Raw genomic sequence first — 18,955 nt, forward strand, 5'->3', positions numbered from 1 at the left:
GTCTCATCAGCGCGTACGCCCCCGTCCGGAGTTATCCGGACGGGGGCGTCGCCGTATTGTCTAGGGGTCACCACGCCCTGGGGCGCCTGCCTGCCCCTGCCTGAGGAGCCCACATGACCGCGCCCGTCGTTCACTCGCTGCGCGAACAGATCCGCGAGCACATCGTGGAGGGGATCGTCAGCGGGCGCTGGAAGCCGGGCGAGCGGATCGTGGAGCGCCGGATCGCCGTCGAGCTGGAGGTCTCGCAGACGCCCGTGCGGGAGGCGCTGCGGGAGCTGGAGACGCTGCGGCTGATCGAGTCGGCGCCCAACAAGGGCGTACGCGTTCGCAATCTCTCCGCCGCCGACCTGGAGGAGAGCTACCCCGTGCGGGCGGGCCTGGAGGCCATCGCCGCCGAGCTGGCGGCGGAGCGTCTTGCCGAGGACTGCACGGCCCTGGAGCCGCACGTCGCGGCGCTCTACGAGGCGGACCGGGCGGCCGACGGCACCGCTCAGGTGCGGCACACCGTCGGCTTCCACCGGGAGCTGGTGCGGGCCGCGGACAACTCCGTCCTCCTGCACACCTGGGAGGGGCTCGGCATCGAGGTCTTCACGGCGCTCTCCATCCGCTGGCTCGGCACGGTCCAGCAGTCGTACGCGGAGGAGCACGAGGCCCTGGTCTCCGCGTTCCGGCGCCGGGATCCCGCCATCGCCGAGCTGGTCAAGTCGCATGTGCTGGGCTGCGCACCGCGTCCGTGACCTCCACGCTCATCCGTGGCGCACTGCCGCCAAACGTGCTCTCACCTGCATAAACCTTTAAATCAAAGGCACCGCGTGCCCGCTTTACTGGCACCGGATGCCTACTTTCTCGTTGTGGAGGGTTTTTCTCCTTCAACCCTTTGATCGATCATCGATCACGGAGTTAGAGTCTCCGACGGGCTCTCACCAGAGCTTCACGCCCTGTCCTGCCAAGTACCGGGCACCCCCACCCCTTACCGAACAGGGGACCCCCTCCGACTCAGGAAGGCGGCGACATGACCGACCCCTCCGCAATCCAGCCGAGCGAGCTCGACCAGCTCCCGGACCGCGACCCCGAGGAGACCGCCGAATGGCAGGCCTCCCTGGACGCCGTCACCGAGGCGGCCGGGCCGCACCGTGCCGCGTACCTGATGCGCCGCACGCTGGAGCGCGCCGAGGGCGCGGGCCTGGCGCTGCCCAAGCTCCTCGAGACGGACTACGTCAACACCATCCCCACCTCCGCCGAGCCGGCTGTCGACGGCGATGAGGAGATGGAGCGGAAGATCACCGCGTGGAACCGCTGGAACGCGGCCGCGATGGTGACCCGCGGCTCCAAGCACGGCGTCGGCGGCCACATCGCGACCTTCGCGTCCGCGGCCTGGCTGTACGAGACGGGCTTCAACCACTTCTTCAAGGGCAAGGAATCCCAGGAAGCCCCCGGCTCCGGTGACCAGCTCTACATCCAGGGTCACGCCTCCCCCGGCATCTACGCCCGCGCCTTCCTCGACGGCCGCCTGAACGAGGCGCAGCTCGACAACTTCCGCCAGGAGGCCGGCGGCAACGGCCTGCCCTCCTACCCGCATCCGCGCCGCCTGCCCTGGCTGTGGGAGTTCCCGACCGTCTCCATGGGGCTCGGTCCGCTCTCCGCCATCTACCAGGCGCGCTTCAACCGGTACCTCACCAACCGCGGCATCAAGGACGTCTCCGCCTCGCACGTGTGGGCGTTCCTCGGTGACGGCGAGATGGACGAGCCCGAGTCGACGGCGGCCCTCGCCCTGGCCGCGCGTGAGGGTCTCGACAACCTCACGTACGTCATCAACTGCAACCTGCAGCGTCTCGACGGCCCGGTCCGCGCCAACTTCCGTGTGGTCCAGGAGCTGGAGGCGCAGTTCCGCGGCGCCGGCTGGAACGTCATCAAGGTCCTGTGGGGCAACGCCTGGGACGAGCTGTTCCAGCTCGACACCACGGGCGCCCTGGTCCGTCGCCTCCGCGAGGTGCCGGACGCGCAGTTCCAGACGTACGCGACGCGTGACGCCGCCTACATCCGCGAGCACTTCTTCGGTGCCGAGCCCGCCCTCGTCGAGCTGGGCAAGCTGCTGAGCGACGACAAGATCAGCGAGTGTTTCCACCTCTCGCGCGGCGGCCACGAGGCCCGCAAGGTCTACGCGGCCTACCGTGCGGCGCTGACCCACACGGGCGCGCCGACGGTGATCCTCGCGCAGACGGTCAAGGGATTCACCCTCGGCAAGGGCTTCGAGTCCAAGAACGCCAACCACCAGATGAAGAAGCTCACGGTGGACGAGTTCAAGGACATGCGCGACCTGCTCGAACTGCCCATCCCGGACAGCGACTTCGTCGACGGCCAGGTGCCCTACGGCCACCCGGGCACCGACTCCCCCGAGGTCCGCTACCTCCAGGAGCGCCGTGCTGCGCTCGGCGGCCCGGCCCCGGCCCGCCGCACGCAGCCGCTCGCGCCGCTGCCGGCCGCCGCGGACAAGACCTTCGCCTCCTTCGACAAGGGCTCGGGCTCGCAGTCGGTGGCGACGACCATGGCGTTCGTACGCCTGGTCAAGGATCTCGTACGCGACAAGCAGACCGGCAAGCGCTGGGTGCCGATCGTCCCCGACGAGGCGCGCACCTTCGGCATGGAGTCGCTCTTCCCCTCGCTCGGCATCTACTCGCCGAAGGGCCAGACGTACGAGCCGGTCGACCGCGACCAGCTGATGTACTACAAGGAGGCCAAGGACGGCCAGATCCTCAACGAGGGGATCACCGAGGCCGGTTCCATGGCGGACTTCATCGCCGCGTCGTCGTCGTACGCGACGCACGGCGAAGCGATGATCCCGTTCTACATCTTCTACTCGATGTTCGGCTGGCAGCGCACGGCCGACCAGATGTGGCAGCTCGGCGACCAGCTCGGCCGCGGCTTCCTGGTCGGCGCCACGGCGGGCCGCACGACGCTGACGGGTGAGGGTCTGCAGCACGCGGACGGCCACTCGCCGGTGATCGCCGCGACCAACCCGGCCGCGCTCTCCTACGACCCGGCGTTCGCCTACGAGATCGCCGCGATCGTCAAGGAGGGCCTGCGCCGCATGTACGGCGAGGCCGCCCCGGGTGAGGACCAGAACGTCTTCTACTACCTCACCGTCTACAACGAGCCGATGCCGCAGCCCGCGAAGCCCGCGGGGGTCGACGAGGGCATCGTCAAGGGCCTGTACCGCTTCAACACGGCGGAGTCGGCGGGTCTTTCCCCGGCCGCCAACGCCTCGCGCATCCAGCTGATCGGTTCGGGTACGGCCATCCACTGGACCCTCGCGGCCCAGAAGATGCTCGCCGAGGAGTGGGGCGTGGCCGCCGACGTGTGGTCCGCGACCTCCTGGACCGAGCTGCGCCGTGACGCCCTGGAGGCCGACGAGGCCCTCCTGCGCGGCGAGGAGCGGATTCCCTACGTGCGCCAGGCACTTGAGGGCGCGCAGGGCCCCGTGCTCGCCGTCTCCGACTACATGCGTCAGGTCCCCGACCAGATCGCGCAGTGGGTCGAGCAGGACTACTCCTCGCTCGGTGCGGACGGCTTCGGCCTCTCCGACACGCGGGACGCGGCGCGGCGCCACTTCGGCATCGACGCGGAGTCGATCGTCGTCGCCTCGCTGGCGCAGCTCGCCCGCCGCGGCGAGGTTCCTGCCTCGGCGGTCAAGGAAGCGCGCGCCAAGTACGGGCTGTAGCCCTTCGGCCTGATGCGGGCCCCCGTCCACTCCCTCGCCGGGAGCGGACGGGGGCCCGTTCCCGTCACCGGTAGCGGGCGGCCATCCGCCTGGACGCCTCCGTGAAGCGTGCCCGCAGAGACGGTGGGGAGAGGATTTCCGCTTCCGGGCCCAAGGCCATGAGCTGGGTGTAGGCCACCGTTTCGTTCTCCACCGGGAGCGTCACCGTCACGCGACCCTGGTCGTCCGGGGGGTCCGCCGCCGCCAGGGACTCTCGTACGGAGACGGCGTCGACCGCGTACGGGAGGTGGCGGACGCCCGCCTCGGAGAGGCGCACCACGACCTCGGCGCGCAGGATCGCGCGGGCGAACTGCTCGGCACGCTCGTCCCAGAAGCCCGGCAGGTCGAACTCCTCGTCGCGTACGAAGCGTTCCGCACAGGCCTCGACGGCGGTGAAGCGGTCGACGCGGTAGACGCGGAACGCGTCCGACGCCTCGGGCACCCGCGCGCACAGGTACCAGACGCCGGCCTTGAGCACGAGCCCGTACGGCTCCAACTCCCGCGCCACCTCGGCGTTCTCGCGCCGGTAGCGGGCGGTGACGCGCCGGTCGTCCCAGACCGCGTCGGCCAGCGGGGGCAGCAGCTCCGGCGCGGGGATGTCCTTGAACCACCCCGGCGCGTCCAGGTGGAACCGCTGCGACGCGTTCTGCGAGGCGTCGCGGAGCGAGGGCATCAGCGCCGCCGACACCTTCAGGCGTGCCGCCGATGCCGCGTCCTCCAGACCCATCTCACGCAGTGCGCCCGGCACCCCGGAGAGGAAGAGTGCCTCGGCCTCGCTGCGCCCGAGCCCGGTCAGCCGGGTGCGGTACCCGCCGACGAGCCGGTAGCCGCCGGCCCGCCCCCGGTCCGCGTAGACCGGGACGCCGGCCTCCGAGAGGGCCTGCGCGTCCCGGGTGATGGTCCGCTCGGAGACCTCCAGTTCGGCGGCGAGCTCGGCGGCGGTCATCGACGGCCGGGCCTGGAGCAGGAGCACCATCTTGATGAGGCGGGCAGCGCGCATGCGCCCATGATGCGCTCCGGCGGCCCGGGTCCGTCCTATCGGTAGCCGGTGACGTCGGCGGTCGGGCTCTCCTGGTCGACCTCGGTGAGGTAGCGCCAGGCGTCCGGCGCGGAGCCGTCGACGTCGGTGAAGCCGTACTCCTTCGCCAGTCCCCCGCTGGAGAGCGAGGCGCCGTTGTGCCGGGCCACGTCCGGGTCGGCGGCGAGCGCGACGAGCGCGCGGCCCACGAACGCCGGCGTCTCGGAGATCGCGAAGTGCGGGTTCTGCGCGGTGCCCGCGCGCCAGTTCTCCTCGGTCACCTTGAAGTACGTGTCGAGCATCGCCTCGGAGCGCAGCCAGCCGGGGGTCAGACAGAGCGCCGTGCAGCCGTACTCGGCGAGCTCCTCGGCGAGGCCGCGCGCCATGCGCAGCGGGGCGGCCTTGGCGAGGTCGTAGTAGAAGGGCTTGCGGTAGTTGGGGCCGTTGTACGCGGCCGTCCCGTCGGTGACCTCGACGACCAGGCCGCCGGGGTTCCTGATGAGCAGCGGCAGCGCGTACCGGCTGGTGACGATGTGGGTCTCGATGCCGAGGCGCAGGATGCGCAGCCCCTTGTCGAGGTCGTGCTCCCACATCTTCTTGTCCCACTCGACGTGCAGGTCGCCGCCCCAGATGTCGTTGACGAGGATGTCCAGGCGGCCCCGCTCGCGGTCGATGCGTGCCACGAGGGCCTCGACCTGGGCGGGTTCCAGGTGGTCGGTGGGCACGGCGACGCCCCGGCCGCCCGCGGCGTCGACCAGTTCGGCGGTCTCCTCGATGGTCTCGGCGCTGCGGCCGGTCTCGCTGACGTGCGCGCGGGTGGTCCTGCCGGTCACGTACACGGTGGCGCCGGCGCGGCCGAGCTCCACGGCCATGGCGCGGCCGGCGCCGCGGGTGGCGCCCGCGACGAGGGCGATCTTTCCGGTCAGGGGCTGCTCGGTGTTCGGGCTATCGGCGTTCGGGCTCTTGGCGTCCATGTTCTTGACGCTTCCAACAAAAGCCGACATCTCCTGTCGGATTTTCCCCGGGCATGTGCACGGATAACGAGACAGCCGCATTCCGGCGCACTCCGCGTGCGCCCCCACCCTCCAGGACCGATGCTGGACGCGTGATGGACGAGACGGAGTTCTGGGAGATCGTGGACAGCACCCGCGAGGCCGCCGGCGGCGACCCCGAGGACCACGCCGAGCTGCTCGTCGAGAGACTGCTGCAGTCCGACCCGGACTCCGTCCTCGACTTCGCCCGTCACTTCGAGGCGCGCTACAACCGCGCCTACCGCTGGGATCTGTGGGGCGCGGCCTGGGTGCTGCTCGGCGGCGCGAGCGACGACGCCTTCGACTACTTCCGGTGTTGGCTGATCGGGCAGGGCCGGGAGGTCTTCGAGGGCGCCGTGCACGATCCGGACGCGCTCGCCGAGCTCCTGGACGACTTCGACGAGGAGCTGGACGGCGACGGCGAGGAGCTCGGCTACGCGGCGGACGAGGCGTACGAGCAGCTCACCGGCGACGTCGCGCCCGACCTCGGCATCCCGGCGGCCCCGGCGGAACCGGAGGGCACGCCGCTCGACTTCGAGGACGAGGCGGTGCTGGCGCAGAGCTATCCGAAGCTGTGGGAGCGCTTCATGGCGGAGTGACCCGGCGCCCGCGCGGGAGCCGTCCCGCGGCTCAGAAGTGGGTGCCGCCGTCGACGCGTATCTCGGTGCCGGTGATGAAGCGGCCGTCGTCCGAGGCGAGCATCGCCACGACGGACGCGACGGTCTCGGGGCCCGCGAAGCCCTGGCCGAGCGCGGGCGCGAGCTTCACGAAGAGGCTCATGTCGGCGTCCGCGGGCAGGCCGGGGCCGACGCTGCGCCTGCTGGCGCCGGAGCCGTCGGTCATGCCGGAGGAGATGGAGCCGGGCTGCACGGCGGTGAAACGGATGCCCTGCTTGCCGTACTCGGCGGCGAGGGCGTGCGTCATGGACTGGATGCCGCCCTTGCTCGCCGCGTAGGCGGCCATGTACGGGTGGGCGAACACCGCGGACGTGGAGCTGAAGTTGACCACGGCGGGACCGTTGCCCTCAAGCAGCGCCGGGATGGCCTCGCGGATCATCAGGAAGGTGCCGGTGAGGTTGACGGCGACGACCTGGTTGAAGGCCGCCAGGGTGGTCTCGTGGGTGTGCGAGGAGCGCAGGATGCCGGCGGCGTTGACCAGGACGTCGAGCCCGCCGAGCGCGGCGGTGGCGGCGGCGACGCCCGCGCGGACGGAGGCCTCGTCGGCGATGTCCACGACGAGGGTGGTGAGGCGGTGCGCGGCGGCGCCCGCCTTGGCGAGGGTGTCGGCGAGGCCGTCCTCGCTGACGTCGGCGGCGACGACGTGGCCGCCCTCGGCGAGCAGGCGCAGGACGGTGGCCTGTCCGATGCCGGAGCCGCCCCCGGTGACGAGGGCGCGGCGCCCTTCGTAGCGGTTCGGGGTGGTCGGTGCGGGGCTCTGCATGGCGTTCTCCGGCTCTCGGGGCGGTACGGGGTGCGTACGGGGTCCGTACGGGGTGTGCTGTCGCCGTACGGGGTGGGCTGTCGCGTGCCACGGTACGCCTGGGTGGCATGTTGTGCCAGCATGGCCGTTCATGCCTACCTGACGTACCCCGGCCTAGACTGCGCAGAATGGACACCCGCACCCGCCCCCTCACCCTCACGGAGCGCCGCAAGCAGGCCACCCAGCTGGAGATCGCGCACGCCGCGGCCGAGCTGTTCACGGCGCACGGGACGGACGGCACCACGGCCGAGGCCATCGCGGACCGGGCCGGGGTCGCCCTGCGCACCTTCTACCGGTACTTCCGCGGCAAGCAGGACGCGGTGGGCCCGCTGCTCGCCGTCGGCGGGGACCGGTGGCGGGCGCTGCTGGCCGCGAGCGAGCCGGGCGCGGATCTGGCGGGGGCGCTGCGGAGCGCGGTGGCGCAGGTGCTCGACGCGCCGGACGAGGCCGCCGCGGCGGGGCTCCGGCAGACCCGCGGGTTGCTCCGCGCGGCCGCGGACGACCCGGCGCTACGGGCGGTCTGGTACCGCGTGAACCAGGAGTCGGAGGACAAGCTCCGCCCGGTCGTCGCGGAGCTCGCGGGCGAGGACGCGGGTACGCTGCCGGTCCGCCTCGCGGCCGCCGCGGCGACGGACGCGATCCGGCTGGCCCTGGAGACGTGGGCGGAGACGGACGCCGATGTACGGGGCCCGGACTCCCCGGCGGCCCTGGCGACCCGGTGCCTGCGGGAACTCACGGGCGGCATGGAGCTGCTGACCTGAGGGGGGAGGGAGGTGGCCGCCGCCCTCCTCAAGAACCGCCGTCGCCACCCGGACCACTCCCCAGCAACCCATCCGGCCGCCCCGGCCCCCCGCACGGCCCCGGTGCGAAGACCATCACCGTCACGTCGTCCCGTATCCGGCCCGCGTAGGCCACGACGTCCTTCCACAGGTGTTCCGCCAGGGCGCCCGGGTCGTCCAGGAGGGCCGGGTCCGTTTTGAGGAGGCCGGTGAGGCGGTCGGTCAAGGGGTAGAACGTGCCGGTCGCGTCCCGCGCCTCGCTCACCCCGTCCGTCAGGCCGAGCAGCAGGTCGCCGGCGAGCAGCGGCACCGTCAGCTGCTCCGGCGGGGCCACCCCCGCGATGCCGAGGCCGAGCGGCGCGCCCGCCTCCACGTCCAGCTCGCCGACCTGCGAGCCGCGCAGGACCAGTGGCGGCGGGTGCCCGCAGGAGACCACGCGGACGACAGAGGCGTCGTCCGGGAACTCCAGGAGCATCGCCGTCGCGAACAGCTCCGCGTGCTCCTGCCCCGCCGAGTCCACCACGAGCCTGCGGTCCAGCTGGGCCGCGACCCCCACCAGGTCCGCCTTGTCGAGGACCGCCTCGCGGAACGCCCCGAGCAGCGCGGCGACCGTGCCGACCGCCGCGAGCCCGTGCCCCTGCACATCGCCGACCAGGGCGCGGACGCCGTCCGGTCCCCTTCGTACGTCGAAGAAGTCGCCGCCCACCAGCGACTCGTGCTGCGCCGCCTCGTACAGGCCCGCGCACCGCACCCGGCCCACCCACTCCGGCAGCGGGGGCAGCACCGCGAACTGGGCCGCCTCGGCCACCGTACGGACCGTCACGAGCTGCGTCTCGCGGCGGCTGCGCACCCACGCGAAGACCACGCTGAGCAGCGCGATGAAGGTGATCGTCAGCTCGTCGCTGTTGCCCGGCCTGCCGAGGCCGAGGTCCGGCAGGGACAGCAGCCCGACCACCGCGCCGCCCAGCACCGCGGTCGCGCCGGGCCCGTAGGAGAGCGCGGCCAGCGGCGGCACGGCCGCGATCAGGAAGCTGAGGTCGACCGTCTTCGGGGTGACCAGCTGGACCAGGAAGATCGCGACGAGCAGCAACGGCGGGGGCCAGCGCACCCAGCGCGGAGGTGGCGTCCCACGCAGCAGCCAGTCCCGCTGGTCCGCGTCGCGCCGTCTGGCCGCAGCCCTGATCATCTCTTCACGCTCCTACGCGCTCGGCGACCCCGCACCCCGGGCCGGTCCGTCGGGTGCGGCACGCCGGAAGGCGCCACGCCCGGTGAAAGTCGTTGCAGGCAGGAAGGCAGGAAGGCAGGAAAAGGAGGCGGGACGGCAGGAAAGGTGGCGGGGAGAGGGCTACGCGGTCAGAGGAGGCGGCCCATCATGACGTCGTCGACGTACGCACCGTCGAGCAGGAACTCGCCGGGCAGCACCCCCTCGACGACGAACCCCTCCGACTCGTACAGCTTGCGCGCCGGCGCGTTGTGCCCGAGGACGCGCAGCGTGATGCGCACCGCACCCTGCCGGCGCGCCTCGTCCATGGCCGCCCGGATCAGCGCCCGGCCGACCCCCCGGCCGCGCACCTCCTCGGCGACGGCGAAGCCCTGGATCTGCCGCACATGCGCGTTGACCAGCAGCGGGGTGGGGAAGCCGAGTTTCACGTAGCCGACGATCCGCTCGTCGAGGACCGCGACCAGGTGGTCGTGGGGCCCGAAGCGGTCGTTGAAGAAGGGCTCGTACGGCGGCTCGGGGCGCGGCTGGACCGCGTGCAGCGTGGACCAGGTGGCGCGGTCGAGGCGCGCGAGCTCGTCGTCGTCCTCGGGCCTGGCGGTACGTATGTGCATGTCCGACATGGCGCCACTGTACGGCGGCCGGGGCACCGGACGACCCCCCGTTTCACGGCGCGGACACCTCTCCCCGAGCCCGCGCGGCGGCACGGGCACCTTCCGGGGCCCGCGGGGCAGGATGGCCCCATGGAAACCACACAGGCACGCGTCGCCGTGGCCGGCTCCTCCGGGCTCATCGGTACGGCGCTCACGCGCTCCCTGGCCGCCGACGGGCACGAGGTGGTGCGCCTGGTGCGCAGAGAGCCCCGCGGGGCCGACGAGGTGCGCTGGGACCCCCGGAAGGGGTACGTCGACACGGCCGGCCTCGCCGGCTGCACCGCGGTCGTGAACCTCGCGGGCGCGGGCATCGGCGACCACCGCTGGACGGCCGCGTACAAGCGGGAGCTGCGGGACAGCCGGGTCCTTGGCACGCGGGCGCTCGTCACGGCGATGACGTCCCTCGACGAGCCGCCGCGGGTCTTCGTGAACTCCAGCGCCATCGGCTACTACGGGGACACCGGGACGCGCGCCGTGGACGAGAGCGCCCCCGCGGGCCGGGGCTTCCTGCCGGCGCTGTGCGTGGAGTGGGAGGAGGCGACCGCGCCCGCGCGGGACGCCGGAATCCGTACCGTGCTGGCCCGCAACGGCCTGGTGATCGGCCGCGAGGGCGGGGCCTGGGGGCGCCTCTTCCCGCTCTTCAAGGCGGGTCTCGGCGGGCGCCTCGGCGACGGCCGGCAGTTCTGGAGCTGGATCTCGCTGTACGACGAGGTGGCGGCGGTGCGGCACCTCATCGACACGGAGTCGCTGTCCGGCCCGGTCAACCTCACGGCCCCCGACCCGCTCACCAACCGCGAGGTGACGGCCGCGATGGGCCGCGTGCTGCACCGCCCGACGCTCTTCCCGGCCCCCGCGCCCGCGCTGCGCCTGGTGCTCGGGGAGATGGCGGGTGACGTCCTGGGCAGCCAGCGCGTCCGGCCGGCCCGCCTCCTGGAGTCCGGCTTCAGCTTCACCTTCCCCGGCATCGACGAGGCGATCAGGGCGGCGCTGAGGTGAGGTGAGCCGGGGTCGGGTGCAGTGGCGGGCGCGGTCCGGGGTCCCGGGCGCGGTCCCGGCGTGTGCCTCCGCCACGGAGCGTGCGCCCCGCCACGAAGCGGCCTCCCGCGTTCCGGTGGCTTCCCGCCGTGCGACCCGCGTGCGCCCGTGCCCGGTGCGTGCGCGACTGCCCCGGACCGGAACCGCTCCTACCCTCGTGCCGAACTCGGGTATTCCAGAGCCCGGTTGGGGGCATGAGCACCCCACACGCCGCGCGACCTCGGGAGGGGCACGTGCCAGAGCCTGCGCACCATGCGGATGTCGTCATCGTGGGAGCCGGGGCCGCGGGGCTCTCGGCAGCGCATCGGCTGACCAGCGCCGGTGTAACGACCGTGGTCCTGGAGGCCGCCCCTTACGTCGGCGGCCGGATGTCGACCGAGAAGGTCGACGGATTCCGGCTCGACCGGATCGGGCAGCTCCTCACCACCTCGTATCCCGAACTGCGCCGCACCCCGGGACTCGACTCCCTCGTGCTGCGCCCCTTCGCCCCCGGCCTCCTGGTCCACAGCGACGGCCGCCACCACCGCGCCGCCGAGCCCAAGCCGGGACGGAGCGCGAGGGGCGCACTCACCACTGCGCGCGCCCTCGCGAGCGCCCCCCTCGGGCCCGCGCGGGCCGCCCTGACGCCCGCGCGGAGCGGCTCGGGAACGGCGGGACGGCCCGCGCCGCTCGGTGGCGCCCTCGACCAGGCGCGGCTCGGCGCCGCCCTCGCCCGCCTCGCCGCGACCCCCGTCGAACGCCTGCTGTCCCGGCCCGAACTCCCGGCCAGGGACGCCCTCTCCGCCCGCGGACTGCCCTCCCGCACCATCGACGGCTTTCTGCGCCCCCTGCTCTCCGCGCTGCTCTGCGACCCCGGCCTGACCACGTCGAGCCGGTGCGCCGACCTCGCCCTGCACGCCTTCGCGCGCGGCCGCCTCTGCCTGCCGGAGGGCGGCGCCGACGTGCTGCCCGACCTGCTCGCCGCCGCCCTGCCCCCGGGCACCGTCCGCACCGGCGTGCGCGTCACCTCGGTCTCCACGAGCACCGTCGGGACAGCCGAGCACGGGGAGTTCCGGTGCCGGGCCGTGCTGCTGGCCACCGACGCCCGCGCCGCCGCCGACCTGCTCCCGGGCCTGCGGGTCCCGCCCTTCCACGAGCTGACGGTGGTGCACCACACGGCGCCCGAACCGCCGCTTGAGGGCCCCGCGTTGCTCCTGGACGCCGACCGCGCGGGCCCGGTCGCCCACACCGCGGTCGTCAGCCAGGTCGACCCCTCGCGCGCGCCCGCCGACCGTGTCCTGATCTCCTCGACGGTGCTCGGCCCGCCACCGCAGGAGCACGTCGTCCGCGCCCACCTCGCCGCGCTGTACGGCACCCCGACCCACCGCTGGGAACTGCTGGCCGTCCACCACACCCGCGAGGCCGTGCCCGCGATGCCGCCCCCGCACGACGCGCGCCGCCCGGTGCGGCTGCTCGCCGGGCTCTACGTGTGCGGCGACCACCGGGACACCAGCACCGTCCAGGGCGCCCTGCACTCGGGGCGGCGGGCGGCCCACGCCTGCCTCACGGACTTCGGCATCACCCCCGCGTACGCCCGGGAGCAACTGCCCGCCGCGGCCTGACCCCCTCGACCGGCGGGCCGGTGGCTCCGGCCCGCCGGGGCGCCTCAGCCGAGCGCCGCGAGCCGGTCGTGGTAGCCCCGCACCGGCGCCGCGTCCCGGTAGGGCTCCAGGCGCCGCTCGAAGTCGCGTACGTACTCGTGGGCGCGCGCCGAGCGCATCTCCCCCGCCGCCTGCGCGGCCTCCGCGCCCAGCTGGCAGGCGTGCTCCAGCTCGCCGAGGCCGAGCCGCGCGGTGGCGAGGACCACCCGGCAGAAGAGCCGCGAGCGCGCGAAGGCGGGGGCGCGCAGCTGGAGGGAGCGCTCCGCGTACTGGGCCGCGGCGCGGTACTGCTGCAGATCGCGGTAGCTGTGCCCGAACTCGTCCGCCAACTGTGCCTCGTCGAAGAAGCGCGCCCAGTGCGGCACGTCGTCGCCCGGCCGCGCCGCCTCCAGCGAGCGTTCGGCCCGGGCCAGGGCGGCCGTGCAGGCCCGCACCTCGCCGAGCACCCCGTGCCCGCGCGCCTCCGCCGCGTACAGCAGGGCCTGCACGATGTGCGGCGCCGCGGAGCCGACGCCCTGCTGGGCCACCCGCGCGAGCTGCACGGCCTCGCGCCCGTGCCCGAGGTAGACGGCCTGGCGGCTCATGGTGACCAGGATGTACGAGCCGTAGGCCCGGTCCCCGGCGGCCTGCGCGAGGCGCAGCGCCTGGACGTAGTACCGCTGGGCGAGGCCGTGCGCCGCGATGTCGTACGAGGTCCAGCCGGCGAGCCGGGTGAGGTCGGCGGCGGCCGCGAAGAGCCGCCGGCCCGCCTGCTCGCCGTAGACGCCGCGCAGCATCGGCTCGGCCTCGTGCTCCAGATAGCGGACCAGGGCCTGGCGCGCGTGCCCGCCGCCGTACGCGTGGTCGAGGGCGCGGAACAGCTCGCCCACGGAGCGCAGCGCCGCGATGTCGCCGTTGCTGACCCGCTGGCCGGGGACGCGGTCGGGGCCCTGCCGCTGCCGGGGCACCGCGGGGCGGCCCTGGGCGGGTACGCGGGCGTGCGCCGGGTCGGTCTCCCCGCGCCCCACGCGTTCGTCGGCGCGGCCGATCAGCCAGTCCCGGCTCGGCACCACGAGCCCGGCCGGGGTGAAGGCGATCTTCCGCAGCTCGGCGTGGCTCCCGGAGTCCTTGCGCCACAGGCCGCCGACGATGTCGATGGCCTCCTCCGGGGTGGCCGCGAATTCCAGGCCCGCGTAGACCGGGGCGCAGGCGTCGAGCCCGAGGTCCTGGGCGGACAGGCGCCGCCCGAGCCGTCTGGTGAAGACCTCGGCGATCAGCGCGGGTGTGGTGCCTCTGGGCTGCTGACCGCGCAGCCACCGGGTCACGGATGTCTTGTCGTAACGGAGGTCGAGGCCGTGCTCGAGGCCCAGCTGATCGACGCGGCGGGCGAGGCCCGCGTTGGAGAATCCGGCTTCCGAGATGAGCGCGGCTAGCTGGCGGTTCGGGGTGCGCTGCGGGGGTCGTTCCGTCATCGGTTGTGCGGTCTCCTGCCTTCCGGACCTGCTGTGAGCAGCCCTTATGGCCTCGTGAACGGCGCGAATGTAACGGCCATCACAGCCGTTGGACGCACCTTCGTCCGGCATTCATCCGATCGTGTGAGGAACCCGGGCCGAGGTTGTCGTCGGACGGGGCCCGTACAGTGGCTGGGGCGCGATATGTGCACGGTGAACGTTCAGGGAGGCACCTGCCGTGAGTGAGTTTCGGTTCGTCCGGCTGGGCTTCGGCCCGGACTCCGTGGAGTACCAGGAGGCGTGGGACGAGCAGCGCCGTGTGCACGCCGCCCGTTTCGCGGACGAGGTGCCGGACACCTGCCTACTCCTGGAGCACCCGCCGGTCTATACGGCGGGCCGCCGTACCGAGGACAGCGAGCGCCCGCTGGACGGCACCCCCGTCGTGGACGTGGACCGCGGCGGCAAGATCACCTGGCACGGTCCCGGCCAGCTGGTGGGCTACCCCATCCAGAAGCTGCCCCGCCCCGTGGACGTCGTAGCACACGTGCGCCGCCTGGAAGAGGCACTTATCCGTACGTGCGCCGAGTTCGGTCTGGAGACCACCCGCGTCGAGGGCCGCAGCGGCGTCTGGGTGCTCGGTGACCCGGTGGAGCAGCGGCCGGCGCTCGGCGGGCTCTCCCTGCACTTCGACCCGCGGCTGCAGGACGACGAGTTCGACGCCCGCTTCAACGGTCCGGAGTACGCGCCGTCCAACGCGGGCCAGCGCCGCGAGGACCGCAAGATCGCCGCGATCGGCATCCGGGTCGCCAAGGGCGTGACGATGCACGGCTTCGCGCTGAACGTGAACCCGGACAACACCTGGTTCGACCGGATCATCCCGTGCGGCATCCGGGACGCGGGCGTGACGTCCCTCTCGTACGAACTGGACCGGGAGATCACCATCGCCGACGTGCTGCCGGTCGCCGAGCGGCATCTGCGCGAGGTCCTGGAGAACGCGGAGCTCAAGCCGCGCCTCGTGGAGAAGCCGGCGGCGGACGGCGAACGGGCCGCGGAGCCGGCCTCCGCCTGAGCGCGGAGCGGCTTCCGCCGGAGAACGGAGCCGGCCTCCGCCTGAGAGCGCCCCTCGGGCCCGGGAATGCACCCCGTTGGCCAGAGGTTGGCCGGTAGTAAGACCGACGACATCACGGGCGTACCCTGGTGTGCGCCGCAGAATCGAAGTTACGCCAGCTAACAGGGAGCCGATGTGTCCGCAGTCGCACCCGACGGACGCAAGATGCTGCGCCTGGAGGTCCGGAACGCCCAGACCCCCATCGAGCGCAAGCCCGAGTGGATCAAGACCCGGGCGAAGATGGGCCCCGAGTACAACGCCCTGCAGAAACTCGTGAAGAGCGAGGGCCTGCACACGGTCTGCCAGGAGGCGGGCTGTCCGAACATCTACGAGTGCTGGGAAGACCGCGAGGCCACGTTCCTCATCGGCGGCGACCAGTGCACGCGGCGTTGCGACTTCTGCCAGATCGACACCGGCAAGCCGCAGGCCCTCGACCGCGACGAGCCCCGCCGCGTCGGCGAGTCCGTCGTCACGATGGACCTGAACTACGCCACGATCACCGGCGTCGCCCGCGACGACCTGGAGGACGGCGGCGCCTGGCTGTACGCCGAGACCGTGCGCCAGATCCACGCGATGACCGCGGAGCGCGCCGAGGGCTACACCAAGGTCGAGCTGCTCATCCCGGACTTCAACGCCGACCCGGACCAGCTGGCCGAGGTCTTCTCGTCCCGCCCCGAGGTGCTCGGGCACAACGTCGAGACGGTCCCGCGCATCTTCAAGCGCATCCGCCCCGGCTTCCGGTACGAGCGCTCCCTCGAGGTCATCACCAAGGCGCGCGAGGCCGGCCTGGTCACCAAGTCCAACCTGATCCTCGGCATGGGCGAGACCCGCGAAGAGGTCAGCGAGGCGCTGCGCCAGCTGCACGAGGCGGGCACCGAACTCGTCACGATCACCCAGTACCTGCGCCCCACGCCGCGCCACCACCCCGTCGAGCGCTGGGTGAAGCCGGCGGAGTTCGTGGAGCTCAAGGACGAGGCCGAGCAGATCGGCTTCTCCGGCGTCATGTCGGGCCCGCTGGTCCGCTCCTCGTACCGCGCGGGCCGCCTCTACCAGATGGCCATCGAGAAGCGCGGGGAGTACGTGGCTTCGCAGGCGGTGTGACGCGGGCACATGCCTCGGCGACCGTGGCACGTGTGGTGCGCGCGACGCACCGTGTGAATCGGCGCACAAGAGTCTACCGACTGGTACAAGCCGCAACGACGCGGTCCGTACGATCCCGCAGGTGACGGGGGTGTACGGGCCGCGTCAGTGTTTTGGGGCCCCGCGTCAGGGTTTCATCGGCGTTTGACCGTCCGGTCACGCGCTGGTAACACCAGTCAGTGACGCTGTTACTACGGCACGTGGACGTCGGCACGTAGCTCCCGGCGCCATCGCCTCACCGCACGTACCGCATCACCCCCAGCCGCTCCCCCACCCGAGCCGCTCTCCAGGAGGGCCCCATCATGCAGGCCGCGCCCGCTCGCGCCACGCAGGTCCGCACCACCGCCACCGCCGCCACCTCCGTTCGCGCCACCGCCATCCCGTCCGTCGGCGACGCCCTGCGCGCCGTCGAGTCGCTGCTGATGAGCGGCGGCCAGCGCACGGCTCGGCGCAACGCCTGGACGTCCGTCCTGGAGGACCGGCGCCGCGCCAAGGACAGGGTCGAGGCGCTGCGCGTGCTCGAGGAGTCCGTGACGGCGACCCGCACGTCGTAGCCGGGCCCGGGGGCACGTAGACTTCGCACCATGGCGAGGAAGGAATCCACCGCGGCGGATGCGGCCGCGGAGCCAGGGCGACTCAAGCAGATCGCTCTGACCTACAAGATGACCCGGCGGGCCGACTCCAAGATCGGCCTGATCATCGCGGCGGTGGGAATTGTCACCTTCGGTGTCTTCCTCGCGATCGGCTTCTTGATCGGCCACCCGGTCTACCTTGGCATTCTCGGTTTCCTGCTCGCCTTCCTCGCGATGGCGATCGTCTTCGGACGCAGGGCCGAGCGTGCCGCCTTCGGGCAGATGGAGGGCCAGCCCGGAGCGGCGGCCGCGGTGCTCGACAAGATCGGCCGCGGCTGGACGACGACCCCCGCGGTCGCGATGAACCGCAGCCAGGACGTGGTGCACCGCACCGTCGGCAAGGCGGGCATCGTGCTGGTCGCCGAGGGCAACCCGAACCGCGTGAAGGGCCTGCTGGCCGCCGAGAAGCGGAAGATGGCGCGCATCGTGGCGGACGTCCCGGTGCACGACGTCATCGTCGGCACCACGGACGACACGGTCTCGCTGAAGAAGCTCCGCACGACGCTTCTGAAGCTCCCCCGCGTCCTCACCGGCCCGCAGGTCACCGCGACCAACGACCGGCTGCGCGCGATGGGGGACCTCATGTCGAACATGCCGTTGCCGAAGGGTCCGATGCCGAAGGGCATGCGGATGCCTCGCGGCGGGCCGAAGGGCAAGTAGCGGTTCTCTGTCGAGGACGTACGCGAACGACGAGGGCCCGGAACCAATCGGTTCCGGGCCCTCGTCGCTCTGTCGGGCCGCCTGCCCAGGAGTTGCGCGCCTACGCCACCTCTACTCCTATGCCACCTCTACGAGGATCCGGGAAAGCAGCAAATCGGCTTCTTGACTGACACGATCCCGGTCCTTTCCATTGACGATAAAGTGTCCGATCCTGCCGCTGCTGCTTCCGTCGACCGCTATGTCCTGCCCAGGTCCTCGGCGTATGTTCACTTCGGACACGCTTCCGCCCACTTCCGGAATATTCGTCAACTTCACAATTCTGCCGGGGCTGCCGGCCACGATGAAGCGAGCAGCAGAATAGCCGTGAGAAGTTGCTGATACCTCCACGGGGTTACCCAAGGCAACATCTATGCACGCCTGCCAGAGATCTACGCCCAGAGCATTCCTGACCAGCCATGCAATACGGCCACCAGCTATCCGGGCAGCCACCTCCACGACCGTGCAGTTGCCGGACGGGCCCACCTTGACCTCGGTATGAGAGATTCCATTTCTGATCCCTACCGCCTGGACGGCCTTGGTCGCCTGCTCCTGGACCGACTTCCGCGTCGCGTCGTCCAGAGAGGCCGGCACGCCCAGACCAAGGTCTACACGGAACTCATTTCCCGTCGTCACCTTTTCCGTCACACATACATGCTCGGTGTGCCCGTTCCGAGTCACGGACTCCACACTGTATTCGGGTCCCGTCAGGTACTCCTGCACCAGGACCCGGTTGTCCAGCCAGCCACTGTAGGGGCCGGATTCGTTGAGTTTCTTGGCATGTCTGAAACAGTCGAGGATCTCTTGTCGACTGAAAGCAATGGAGACGCCTGTGGATCCGGCATTCTCGCACGGCTTGATCACCACAGGATATTCCAGACATTCAGACGACATCAGTTCACTGACCTCATCTTCGTTGTCCACGATCCAGGTCTTCGGTCGCGCCATGCCTGCGGATCCGAAGCGTTCCCACATCTCGATCTTGTTTCTGGCCGATCCCGCCAGGAGAGGATCATTCCCAGGGAGACGAAGGCGGTGGCATACTTGAGCAGCAACAGGCGTAAGGAACTCGTTTACGGTCAGCACTCCTTCCACTCCGACGTCTCGACAGAAGGAAACGATCTTGGAGACCGCTTCCTCGGGGAGGGAATAGTCGACCTGAACTCCGTCGCGGACGCACGCATGAGTCGTCTGGCCGAGCACATCTGCAACTCCGCGAAGCGTCGCGAAATAGACGGCAATGCTCTGCTCATCACAGATGGACAGCAAAGCCTCGACATCTGGGCCTTCGACATCAACGATCAGAAGGCTTCGAGGACTTCTTTCGCTCGCCCGCAT

The 18,955-nt window shown here is 71.7% G+C and carries 17 protein-coding genes; 10 read left to right on the forward strand and 7 right to left on the reverse strand.

What is annotated here, in order from left to right; translation table 11 throughout:
• Window positions 1-113: 113 nt before the first annotated feature.
• On the forward strand, window positions 114-737 hold the full coding sequence (locus ACFYO9_RS13475) for a GntR family transcriptional regulator (RefSeq protein ID WP_355813802.1): 624 nt from the start codon (window positions 114-116) through the stop codon (window positions 735-737).
• Window positions 738-1,012: 275 nt separating this feature from the next.
• Window positions 1,013-3,718, forward strand: a complete 2,706-nt coding sequence (gene aceE / locus ACFYO9_RS13480; protein WP_358704607.1) for a pyruvate dehydrogenase (acetyl-transferring), homodimeric type — start codon at window positions 1,013-1,015, stop codon at window positions 3,716-3,718.
• Between the two features lie 64 nt (window positions 3,719-3,782).
• Here aceE and ACFYO9_RS13485 read toward each other — a convergent pair whose 3' ends face one another.
• Both ACFYO9_RS13485 and ACFYO9_RS13490 read right to left on the reverse strand, forming a co-directional pair.
• A complete protein-coding gene (locus tag ACFYO9_RS13485; protein ID WP_358772932.1) occupies window positions 3,783-4,757 on the reverse strand; it encodes a WYL domain-containing protein in 975 nt (324 codons plus the stop codon).
• A gap of 35 nt (window positions 4,758-4,792) precedes the next feature.
• Entirely contained in the window at window positions 4,793-5,749 is a 957-nt protein-coding gene (locus tag ACFYO9_RS13490) for an SDR family oxidoreductase (RefSeq protein ID WP_358772934.1), read from the reverse strand.
• A gap of 134 nt (window positions 5,750-5,883) precedes the next feature.
• Here ACFYO9_RS13490 and ACFYO9_RS13495 point away from each other — a divergent pair, with 134 nt between their 5' ends.
• On the forward strand, window positions 5,884-6,405 hold the full coding sequence (locus ACFYO9_RS13495; protein ID WP_358773305.1) for a DUF4240 domain-containing protein: 522 nt from the start codon (window positions 5,884-5,886) through the stop codon (window positions 6,403-6,405).
• A 31-nt stretch (window positions 6,406-6,436) separates the two neighbouring features.
• On the opposite strand, the gene ACFYO9_RS13500 is transcribed toward ACFYO9_RS13495, so the two are convergent.
• The gene (locus ACFYO9_RS13500; protein ID WP_355813813.1) at window positions 6,437-7,246 is read right to left on the reverse strand and encodes an SDR family NAD(P)-dependent oxidoreductase; all 810 of its coding nucleotides are present in this window, start codon (window positions 7,244-7,246) and stop codon (window positions 6,437-6,439) included.
• A 167-nt stretch (window positions 7,247-7,413) separates the two neighbouring features.
• Between ACFYO9_RS13500 and ACFYO9_RS13505 the strand changes: the two genes are divergently transcribed.
• Window positions 7,414-8,046 carry a TetR family transcriptional regulator gene (locus ACFYO9_RS13505; RefSeq protein WP_358772936.1) on the forward strand — a complete coding sequence of 211 codons (633 nt, stop codon included), beginning with the start codon at window positions 7,414-7,416 and terminating at the stop codon, window positions 8,044-8,046.
• 28 nt (window positions 8,047-8,074) lie between these two features.
• On the opposite strand, the gene ACFYO9_RS13510 is transcribed toward ACFYO9_RS13505, so the two are convergent.
• Window positions 8,075-9,250, reverse strand: coding sequence for a PP2C family protein-serine/threonine phosphatase (locus ACFYO9_RS13510; RefSeq protein WP_358772938.1), 1,176 nt, complete (start codon window positions 9,248-9,250; stop codon window positions 8,075-8,077).
• A gap of 167 nt (window positions 9,251-9,417) precedes the next feature.
• Entirely contained in the window at window positions 9,418-9,906 is a 489-nt protein-coding gene (locus tag ACFYO9_RS13515) for a GNAT family N-acetyltransferase (RefSeq protein ID WP_358772939.1), read from the reverse strand.
• Window positions 9,907-10,026: 120 nt separating this feature from the next.
• Between ACFYO9_RS13515 and ACFYO9_RS13520 the strand changes: the two genes are divergently transcribed.
• Window positions 10,027-10,932, forward strand: coding sequence for a TIGR01777 family oxidoreductase (locus ACFYO9_RS13520; RefSeq protein WP_355813824.1), 906 nt, complete (start codon window positions 10,027-10,029; stop codon window positions 10,930-10,932).
• A gap of 272 nt (window positions 10,933-11,204) precedes the next feature.
• A complete protein-coding gene (locus ACFYO9_RS13525) occupies window positions 11,205-12,572 on the forward strand; it encodes an NAD(P)/FAD-dependent oxidoreductase (RefSeq protein ID WP_358704619.1) in 1,368 nt (455 codons plus the stop codon).
• A gap of 44 nt (window positions 12,573-12,616) precedes the next feature.
• On the opposite strand, the gene ACFYO9_RS13530 is transcribed toward ACFYO9_RS13525, so the two are convergent.
• Entirely contained in the window at window positions 12,617-14,062 is a 1,446-nt protein-coding gene (locus ACFYO9_RS13530; protein WP_355813830.1) for a regulator, read from the reverse strand.
• 217 nt (window positions 14,063-14,279) lie between these two features.
• Here ACFYO9_RS13530 and lipB point away from each other — a divergent pair, with 217 nt between their 5' ends.
• From lipB to ACFYO9_RS13550, 4 genes are all read left to right on the forward strand, one after another.
• Window positions 14,280-15,110 carry a lipoyl(octanoyl) transferase LipB gene (gene lipB, locus ACFYO9_RS13535; RefSeq protein WP_358772941.1) on the forward strand — a complete coding sequence of 277 codons (831 nt, stop codon included), beginning with the start codon at window positions 14,280-14,282 and terminating at the stop codon, window positions 15,108-15,110.
• Between the two features lie 174 nt (window positions 15,111-15,284).
• Window positions 15,285-16,250, forward strand: a complete 966-nt coding sequence (locus ACFYO9_RS13540) for a lipoyl synthase (protein WP_355813835.1) — start codon at window positions 15,285-15,287, stop codon at window positions 16,248-16,250.
• Window positions 16,251-16,591: 341 nt separating this feature from the next.
• Entirely contained in the window at window positions 16,592-16,843 is a 252-nt protein-coding gene (locus ACFYO9_RS13545) for a hypothetical protein (RefSeq protein ID WP_358772943.1), read from the forward strand.
• Between the two features lie 30 nt (window positions 16,844-16,873).
• On the forward strand, window positions 16,874-17,581 hold the full coding sequence (locus ACFYO9_RS13550) for a DUF4191 domain-containing protein (RefSeq protein ID WP_355813841.1): 708 nt from the start codon (window positions 16,874-16,876) through the stop codon (window positions 17,579-17,581).
• Window positions 17,582-17,698: 117 nt separating this feature from the next.
• On the opposite strand, the gene ACFYO9_RS13555 is transcribed toward ACFYO9_RS13550, so the two are convergent.
• Window positions 17,699-18,955, reverse strand: coding sequence for an ATP-grasp domain-containing protein (locus tag ACFYO9_RS13555; RefSeq protein ID WP_358772945.1), 1,257 nt, complete (start codon window positions 18,953-18,955; stop codon window positions 17,699-17,701).

The organism is Streptomyces sp. NPDC005863 (assembly GCF_042871345.1).
In the GTDB taxonomy this organism is placed as follows: domain Bacteria; phylum Actinomycetota; class Actinomycetes; order Streptomycetales; family Streptomycetaceae; genus Streptomyces.

Excerpts from the sequence above, each read along its gene's own strand:
- ACFYO9_RS13475 (WP_355813802.1), top strand. The coding sequence starts at position 114 with ATGACCGCGCCCGTCGTTCACTCGCTGCGCGAACAGATCCGCGAGCAC.
- aceE (WP_358704607.1), top strand. The coding sequence starts at position 1,013 with ATGACCGACCCCTCCGCAATCCAGCCGAGCGAGCTCGACCAGCTCCCG.
- ACFYO9_RS13485 (WP_358772932.1), bottom strand. The coding sequence starts at position 4,757 with ATGCGCGCTGCCCGCCTCATCAAGATGGTGCTCCTGCTCCAGGCCCGG.
- ACFYO9_RS13490 (WP_358772934.1), bottom strand. The coding sequence starts at position 5,749 with ATGGACGCCAAGAGCCCGAACGCCGATAGCCCGAACACCGAGCAGCCC.
- ACFYO9_RS13495 (WP_358773305.1), top strand. The coding sequence starts at position 5,884 with ATGGACGAGACGGAGTTCTGGGAGATCGTGGACAGCACCCGCGAGGCC.
- ACFYO9_RS13500 (WP_355813813.1), bottom strand. The coding sequence starts at position 7,246 with ATGCAGAGCCCCGCACCGACCACCCCGAACCGCTACGAAGGGCGCCGC.
- ACFYO9_RS13505 (WP_358772936.1), top strand. The coding sequence starts at position 7,414 with ATGGACACCCGCACCCGCCCCCTCACCCTCACGGAGCGCCGCAAGCAG.
- ACFYO9_RS13510 (WP_358772938.1), bottom strand. The coding sequence starts at position 9,250 with ATGATCAGGGCTGCGGCCAGACGGCGCGACGCGGACCAGCGGGACTGG.
- ACFYO9_RS13515 (WP_358772939.1), bottom strand. The coding sequence starts at position 9,906 with ATGTCGGACATGCACATACGTACCGCCAGGCCCGAGGACGACGACGAG.
- ACFYO9_RS13520 (WP_355813824.1), top strand. The coding sequence starts at position 10,027 with ATGGAAACCACACAGGCACGCGTCGCCGTGGCCGGCTCCTCCGGGCTC.
- ACFYO9_RS13530 (WP_355813830.1), bottom strand. The coding sequence starts at position 14,062 with ATGACGGAACGACCCCCGCAGCGCACCCCGAACCGCCAGCTAGCCGCG.
- ACFYO9_RS13545 (WP_358772943.1), top strand. The coding sequence starts at position 16,592 with ATGCAGGCCGCGCCCGCTCGCGCCACGCAGGTCCGCACCACCGCCACC.
- ACFYO9_RS13550 (WP_355813841.1), top strand. The coding sequence starts at position 16,874 with ATGGCGAGGAAGGAATCCACCGCGGCGGATGCGGCCGCGGAGCCAGGG.
- ACFYO9_RS13555 (WP_358772945.1), bottom strand. The coding sequence starts at position 18,955 with ATGCGGGCGAGCGAAAGAAGTCCTCGAAGCCTTCTGATCGTTGATGTC.